The organism is Aliibacillus thermotolerans, assembly GCF_027853235.1.
Lineage (GTDB): Bacteria > Bacillota > Bacilli > Bacillales > Marinococcaceae > Aliibacillus > Aliibacillus thermotolerans.
Genome location: NZ_WKJG01000065.1, coordinates 1 through 7,145, shown reverse-complemented (window position 1 = coordinate 7,145; position 7,145 = coordinate 1). Strand labels below are relative to the sequence as shown.

Annotated in this window: 7 protein-coding genes; 2 read left to right on the top strand and 5 right to left on the bottom strand. The window is 37.6% G+C overall.

Annotation, left to right across the window (positions count from 1 at the left end):
• Nucleotides 1-129: 129 nt before the first annotated feature.
• On the bottom strand, nucleotides 130-1,362 hold the full coding sequence (locus tag GJS40_RS10870) for a BMQ_0737 family morphogenetic spore coat protein (RefSeq protein WP_270897885.1): 1,233 nt from the start codon (nucleotides 1,360-1,362) through the stop codon (nucleotides 130-132).
• Nucleotides 1,363-1,545: 183 nt separating this feature from the next.
• On the opposite strand from GJS40_RS10870, the gene GJS40_RS10865 reads away from it, so the two are divergent.
• Complete coding sequence (locus GJS40_RS10865; RefSeq protein ID WP_270897884.1) at nucleotides 1,546-2,748, top strand: hypothetical protein; 1,203 nt, start codon at nucleotides 1,546-1,548, stop codon at nucleotides 2,746-2,748.
• A 135-nt stretch (nucleotides 2,749-2,883) separates the two neighbouring features.
• On the top strand, nucleotides 2,884-3,768 hold the full coding sequence (locus GJS40_RS10860) for a hypothetical protein (RefSeq protein WP_270897883.1): 885 nt from the start codon (nucleotides 2,884-2,886) through the stop codon (nucleotides 3,766-3,768).
• 143 nt (nucleotides 3,769-3,911) lie between these two features.
• Here the strand turns inward: GJS40_RS10860 and GJS40_RS10855 are convergent, their stop codons facing one another.
• The 4 genes from GJS40_RS10855 to GJS40_RS10840 all read right to left on the bottom strand — a co-directional run.
• Nucleotides 3,912-5,174, bottom strand: coding sequence for a murein hydrolase activator EnvC family protein (locus GJS40_RS10855; RefSeq protein ID WP_270897882.1), 1,263 nt, complete (start codon nucleotides 5,172-5,174; stop codon nucleotides 3,912-3,914).
• Between the two features lie 37 nt (nucleotides 5,175-5,211).
• Complete coding sequence (ftsX, locus tag GJS40_RS10850) at nucleotides 5,212-6,108, bottom strand: permease-like cell division protein FtsX (RefSeq protein WP_270897881.1); 897 nt, start codon at nucleotides 6,106-6,108, stop codon at nucleotides 5,212-5,214.
• On the bottom strand, nucleotides 6,098-6,784 hold the full coding sequence (gene ftsE / locus GJS40_RS10845) for a cell division ATP-binding protein FtsE (RefSeq protein WP_270897880.1): 687 nt from the start codon (nucleotides 6,782-6,784) through the stop codon (nucleotides 6,098-6,100). The genes ftsX and ftsE overlap by 11 nt, the downstream gene beginning before the upstream one ends.
• A 214-nt stretch (nucleotides 6,785-6,998) precedes the next feature.
• On the bottom strand, nucleotides 6,999-7,145 hold a 147-nt coding region (locus tag GJS40_RS10840; RefSeq protein ID WP_270897886.1), incomplete at its 5' end, for an ATP-binding protein.

Below are 7,145 nucleotides of genomic sequence, written 5' to 3'. Positions count from 1 at the left end.
GTATAATTCATTTTGAGTCCTCCTTGGTTTTCTAATTTCGGAGTCGATGCATCGACATCCTGTACTATACCAAGGAGGCTCTTTTTTGTTAAACCTCAAATTTCTTCATTACAGGAATGCTTTCTACAGTTAACTGTTATTGTTGTTATTGTTAAGAAGATCTGCAAAAGTATCACACTCTTGGTATCTAACCAATGCATCTACAATTCCACTGTCAAACACTTGGGTACCTGCAGTATTTCGTAAAATGAGCTGGAAGCTTTGTGGATTAGTGAATACACGGAGCTCAAAGAATACATGCTCTGTTGTTCCATTGAATGAACGTTCTCCTTCTCCAAAAGCAGTTAAAGCGTCATTTACTTCGTCTACTTCAATTCCGTTAAATCTTGTTGGTACCATAGTAAAGCTGTAATCAAATATTTCGTCTTCTGGTGAAGGATTTGGCGTCGGTGTTGGTGTTGGTCCATTTTCTGTATCATCGAATGTGTAAGTGAAGTTACTATTAGCCAAAGAACAATTTTGCCCTAATTCCGCTTCTAATGTTGAAGTCCCTACCACGATAATTCCATTATTTGCTTGTTGTGTGGTGAATCCACCAGCCCCAGCCGCTCCTCCAGGACCAAACGTGGCAACTGTTTCCTCGTTTCTTGCTAAAGCAGTTGCCTGCCCCTCTACATTAGCCGGTGGGAAAATATCTGGGCATTGTGGCGGGAACTCTAATGCATCTAACGGACACTCAAGTACTTCTTCAGGGACAGGTATATTGTTTGGACGTGGAAAACAGAACTTCGCCAAGACTTCTAATTTCACAGGGTATTCTACTTGCACATCTTTACATAACAACACTCGTACTGGGATCATCGGTCCAAATGGATCCGGACCCATTAATGGTCGATTGCTTCGGCACTGAACATCGGTTGCTCTGCAGTTAATATTTTCTGCTGTAATCCCTTCAGGAACACACAACATAATTTCATCGTCAAATTGTACGCGAACAGTAAATGTACATGCTTCGTTCCCATTAATGATGATTGTTACTTCCACAGGCACAGTCCATACAATGGAAACACGACCTGGATTTCCGTTTTCAATAATCGTAGCGTTACAAATGACATCGTTAAGGTCAGGAGGGGAACACTCTACATCTACTGTATCTCCAGCAGCAATTGCTTCACTAACTGCCGTACGACAAGCCTCATCTGGAATAAAGTTCTTATTTTCGTACTGATTAGAGAAAAAAACCCAATCATACACCTTATCTACCCTAATGCATTCCGGAGCCAAATCATTAGGATCAATTGGTATAGGAGTTGGAGTAGGTGTTGGTGTTTGCGAACCCCTAATCGGTTTACGCTTTTTCACTTCTATCCATCCTTCCTAATGCATGAAAATATTTTTATCACACTATAAGATATGGAAAGAATAATATTTTGTATGGGCACTCGGCATTGTCTCAATAAAACAGTAAACTCTTACTATCATAAATTCATTAATGATTCATAAAATGGTTCATGATTGCTTCATAGACAATTCGGGGGGAAAGCAATGGAACTTAATGTCTTTTATCAAAACAAGCAGGTCGGTAAAGTGACGGGTAGCTCAATTATTCCTTTTGCACAGTACTGTGAAGAACAGGGTTTTCAAGTAAAGTGGAATATAGAAGATAAAAATGTCCATGTGACTCCAGGTCTTCAGTCTCAAAGGATTAACATTGTAATAGAAGCAAAAGATAGAGAAGAGCCTTTTCAAACATCTTTCATCAAAGAATTAAAACAATATCTAGATAAAACAGGTATTCAATTGGAAGAGAACACAGGTTTTTTAGACCAAGATATCAACTTAAATATGAAACTCACTACCCCTTCATTCTCAGAATCATTGAATGCTCCTAAAATAATTATTTTTTATCGTCTTACTGCCAAATACGAAGAGCTGATTGCTCTTCTTCAGTATTACCTCAAATCATTCGATATTGACTACGAATGTATAAGTAAAAAAAATGACATTCCACAATCTTCCATTTCTCTAAAAAGTACTCTTCCTAAACAATATCAATCCAAACAATTACAGTCTTTTCAGGACAAGTTATGTTTTGTTTTTTCTCTGTCAATCTCCCTTTTTTTCAGCAATAAAGAGAAACGTACTGCGTTATCTTTTACCTCTGCCACCCTATCACCATTTCTACAAGAAGACAGAAAAGAAAAAACCATTACTCCAAGTAAAAGAAAAAAGGACTTGTTATCATTCGTTAAAGACAGCAATTCAAATGTTTCCAACAAAAAAACACATGCAGAGATTTTTTTTAATTACACCGTCTTTCCATCCCGTTCAAAAGAACAATTTATTGCAACTGGAGATTTACACATTAAAAACACCGGTGATTTGGTATTAGAAAATCCTCTCATCTGTTTAAAAGTTCACCCTGCGGAACAAATTAGTATAGGAGGGCAAATTCTTCCACCATCCATGACAAAAACACTAGGGATTCACGGTACAGAAGGTGGTCTAAGGGGTTGGAAGTTTATGGATAATGATTGGTTCCAGAAAGCGCAGGAACGAGGAGAGTATTGGATAGGAGCAATAGATAATCCTCACATTTCTCCTGGAGAAAGTATTGCTTTACCTAACTTTCAAATAACCATTGTAAAACCAGAAAAAAAAATAACGGCTGTCATCGACAGTATTGTTTACTTCCAAGACAAAGATATCTCTTTTCCTTCTAACAATTCAATCAAGGTTTCTTTTTAAGAGATTGATTTCCTCTACTAACACCTGTGAATCATTACATTCACGGGATTTTTTATTTTAAGCTCACGTTCTCATCTTCGTTGCATAGGATAACTACAGCCATTTGCCCACCTGTTATAAGAAAGGGAGATCAGGATGACGGATGAGTCCAAGATTTATCATAGAGATGAGTTTGACTTAGAACAAAAGGTCATTCATTATCAGTCAGAGCTTGAGAAATATAAAGCAAAATTAAAAAGTCTTAGGAGACGGAAGCCTTTTAAGGTCATAGATGCTTTAGAAAAAGAAAATGAACAGCTAAAAGAGGAAGCTGCTCACTACAAAGCTCAGTTTCTCGACTTGCAAAAAGAAGGAACTCTTGAAATCGAAAGAAAAAACAATACGATAAATAACTTGCAGGAAGCAAACAGAAACTTGACCAATAAGATTAGTGGAATTACAACAGAAATTCATCAGCTTAGTCAAAAATTATCCATAAAAAATGAAGGAGCCACCTTAGAAGAAAAATTAAATGACATCTACCAACATTACAAAGATATAACTAACAAAAATAATTCCTTAATCACCGAAAAAGAAAGTCTTGAAAAAAAATTACAGAATTTCATCGCTGAAAACAAACAAAAAGAGCAAGAGATGCAAGAGTTACACAAAAAGTTTCAACACGCAAAAAGAGAATGGGAGCATAGTAAAAAAAATTTACACGAAAAGATTCAAAAGATGGAGGAAGAAAAAAAGAAAAATCAAGAGAAGATTGCTGATTTAACTCATTTTAAGGAAGAAATGCATACAAAATTGAATCGTTTGAAGAAAGAAATCGGTGATAATGAATTCATCCATTCACTTGACAACTTTCTACCCTTTCAACAAGATTTATATCAACAAACAAAAAAGTTATTGGATCAAGTGAACATATATGGAAAAAAAATTAAGAATAGTGAATCCATCATCCATGAATTAGAAAAAGAAATTGCACAACAAGTAAATGACATAGAACGTATAAAAGATCATTTTTCCTTATAATAGCTCCTGTCGGTTCGTATGAAAAAAATTTTTTCAAACTATTCATCAGCTTTGATCCCAAAAATTGCACTTGTCAATAAACAATCATCTCCCACCTATTGACTTCAGGTGGGAGTTATCATGTGATAGTTCAAATGAATGACCTATAAATACTTTATTGGGTTCACAGAGTTGGATTTCGCTCCATTCCACGGGCCTTCGTGCACTTCAAAATGAAGGTGAGGTCCTCTCGATTTACCGGTGTTTCCCATAATTCCGATTTGTTGACCACGGGAAACGCGTTGACCTACTGAAACATGAATGGATGACATGTGAGCATATAATGTCGTGATTTGTCTTCCGTTTATGTTGTGAGATATCATCACTGTATTTCCATAACCATTCATCCAGCCAGCTTGTACGACTGTTCCCGACTCCGCTGCTACAATCGCTACATTGGAGCGACCTCCTTGCCCAATGTCAATACCGTGATGCATGCGACCGCCACGCATTCCATACGGAGAAGTAAGCGCTCCGGTAGCCGGTCTTAGCAATGTTCCTCCTGTCTCGGACGGAGCATGGGATCCGCTTGAAACGGAGTTTGAGGAACGGGAGGAGGAAGCATTCGAACCGGAAGAAGCTGCTTTCGTTCTTTCTTCATACGCTTTTAGTTCAGCACGTGCCGCTTCTTCTTGTCTTTTTAACAATTCCTCTTCTTCTTCAAGAGAGTAAAGCACGTCGCTCAAAAGATCCCCTTCTTCTTCTAAATCCCCTAAAATAGCTTGTTTCTCTGCTTGTTTTTTATCTAAACGTTTTTTCAATTTTTCAAGTTCTGCTAGATTCTCTTCAAGAGAAGCTAGTTGTTCTTCCACTTCTTCTTTCGCTGCTTCCAACTCTTCATGATCTCTTATATGAGCTTCAAGAATTTCTTTATCTTGTTCTGCGATGGTGTTTAACGCAGCCACTCGATCCAGAAAATCACCAAAGCTTTTCGCACCGAGCAATACTTCTAAATAATTGACGGAGCCGCCATTTTGATACATGATACGAACTCGTTCTTTTAAAAGAGCGTCACGCTCTTCAATTCGTTCTTCCAATTCTTTAATTCTTTCTTTTAATTTTTCAATCCGTTCTTCCGTTTCTTCAATTTCTTCTTCTTTTTCTATCATTTTTTCATTCGTACTCGTAATTTCTTCGTCTAACTCTTTCATTTCTTCTTGAACTTTTTTAATTTCTTTTTCTAATTTCTCTATTTCTTTTTTTGTTTCTTTTGTTTGTTGATCGTTACTATTTCGTTTTTCTTCTATCTCAATTAATTTTTGTTTTAAACTGGAACTTGCTTCCGCTACATTTCCCCCATCGACAACAAAAAAGCTGACAAAAACAAAGGAAAAAAGAAGCAAAGTCTTCAACCATTGACTCGACATTTTCCAGATTTCCTCCTCCATTGTATGTAGTTGATTGTTATACTTTTAAAAATTTCCGCACTGACATGAGGCTTCCCCACACGCCAACGAGCGCTCCGATACCAATTAAAAGCGCAGACACTTGAAGCGTGAGTGGGAAAACAGGTAGTAGTTCTGCGAAATCTATGGATAGTTGGTTCATAAAATTAGCGTATAAATATTGATATCCACCAATAATAATCGCGATTGGAATGATAGCGCCAAGCACTCCTAATAAAAAACCTTCAACAAAAAATGGCCAGCGAATGAAACCATTCGTTGCTCCTACAAGTTTCATAATTTGAATTTCTTTTTGGCGAGCGACAATGGTCAATTTAATCGTGTTGGAAATTAAAAACATTGCTGTGAATGTTAAACCTAAAATAAGAACAATTCCAACCGTTCTCAATACGTTTGTGACCGTAAACAATTGCTCAACCACGTCTTTTCCGTAGTTCACCCGTTCTACATGAGAAAGGTTCTCCGCACTTGTTGCTACTTGCTTTGTTAGTTGGGGTTCTTCGGCGTGGAGAATGAAGGCATCGTTGAGAGGGTTTTCTTCGCGTAGGGATTCAAACACTTCCCTATTTTCTTCACCGAGGCTATCAATCAATTGATCTAATCCTTCATCTTTACTCAAGTATGTAATGCTTTCCACGTAATCAATCTGTTTCAACTCTTCCGCCAATTCTTTTTGCTCTTCTTCCGTAGCTGTTAAATCAACGTACACTCGCACTTCCACATCTTCTTCCACCGTTTGGATGAAATGGTTGATGTTCATCACTAGCAATAAAAATGCTCCAACAACAATGAGCATGATGGTGACCGCACTAATGGAAGCAAAACTCATCCAACCGTTTCTCCCTAAATTTTTAAACCCTTCTCTCACATGACGAACGAGGGTTCTACCTTTCATATCCGTACCCTCCTCGCCATTCATCTCGCACAATTCTTCCGGATTCAATCGCAATGACTCGTTTTTTAATCGTGTTTACGATGCTTTGATTATGGGTAGCCATAAGTATAGTAGTGCCACGCCGGTTAATGTCTTCTAGGATATCCATAATTTCCCAAGCGGTTTCCGGGTCTAAATTGCCTGTCGGTTCGTCTGCAATCACGACGTGGGGATCATTGACAATCGCTCGCGCAATGGAAACACGCTGTTGTTCTCCTCCGGATAGCTCATCGGGTAAAAACCTTGCTTTGCTTTTCAAATGAACGATATCGAGCACTTCCATCACCCGTTGACGGATGACGTCTCGTGGCTCTTCAATCACTTCCAATGCGAATGCGACATTTTCAAAGACTGACAGTTTAGGAAGAAGTTTAAAGTCTTGAAAAATAACGCCAATTTTGCGACGGAGATAAGGAATTTGTTTTTCTTTTAACTTTCCTATATCCGAACCTTGGATGAAAACACTCCCTTCTGTAGGCCTTTCCTCCCGGTATATCATTTTAATAAACGTTGATTTCCCAGCACCACTAGGTCCAACGATATAAACAAATTCACCTTTCTCGATAACGACGTCGATACTATGTAATGCAGGTACACCGTTTGCATATGTTTTCGACACGTTTCTCATTTCAATCATTATCATCACACTTTCAACGAAACTCTCACTTTATTTGATTGTTGAAAAGACAAAAATTATTTGGGATTATGTCGCTTATCCACCTGCAATTATAACATCTTTTGTGATGGAAAAATGCATAAAAAGTATTACATTTTCATTTCAACTTGTATTGATTATGACATCTTTTTAGGGAAAATGTAACCGTCAAGTAAAAAGATACAGTTTTCGATAATTAATTTGAAGCAGTTTTTGCTCCAAAGATAGAAGTTCTATGTTTCATGCGATAACTGTCTCCATTTAAATGGATAATTTCCGCTCTGTGCATAATCCTATCTAATATAGCGGTAGTAATTGCTGGATCGCCTAATAACTCACCCCA

Coding starts and splice junctions, on each gene's coding strand:
- GJS40_RS10865 (WP_270897884.1), top strand. CDS start 1,546: ATGGAACTTAATGTCTTTTATCAAAACAAGCAGGTCGGTAAAGTGACG.
- GJS40_RS10860 (WP_270897883.1), top strand. CDS start 2,884: ATGACGGATGAGTCCAAGATTTATCATAGAGATGAGTTTGACTTAGAA.
- GJS40_RS10855 (WP_270897882.1), bottom strand. CDS start 5,174: ATGTCGAGTCAATGGTTGAAGACTTTGCTTCTTTTTTCCTTTGTTTTT.
- ftsX (WP_270897881.1), bottom strand. CDS start 6,108: ATGAAAGGTAGAACCCTCGTTCGTCATGTGAGAGAAGGGTTTAAAAAT.
- ftsE (WP_270897880.1), bottom strand. CDS start 6,784: ATGATTGAAATGAGAAACGTGTCGAAAACATATGCAAACGGTGTACCT.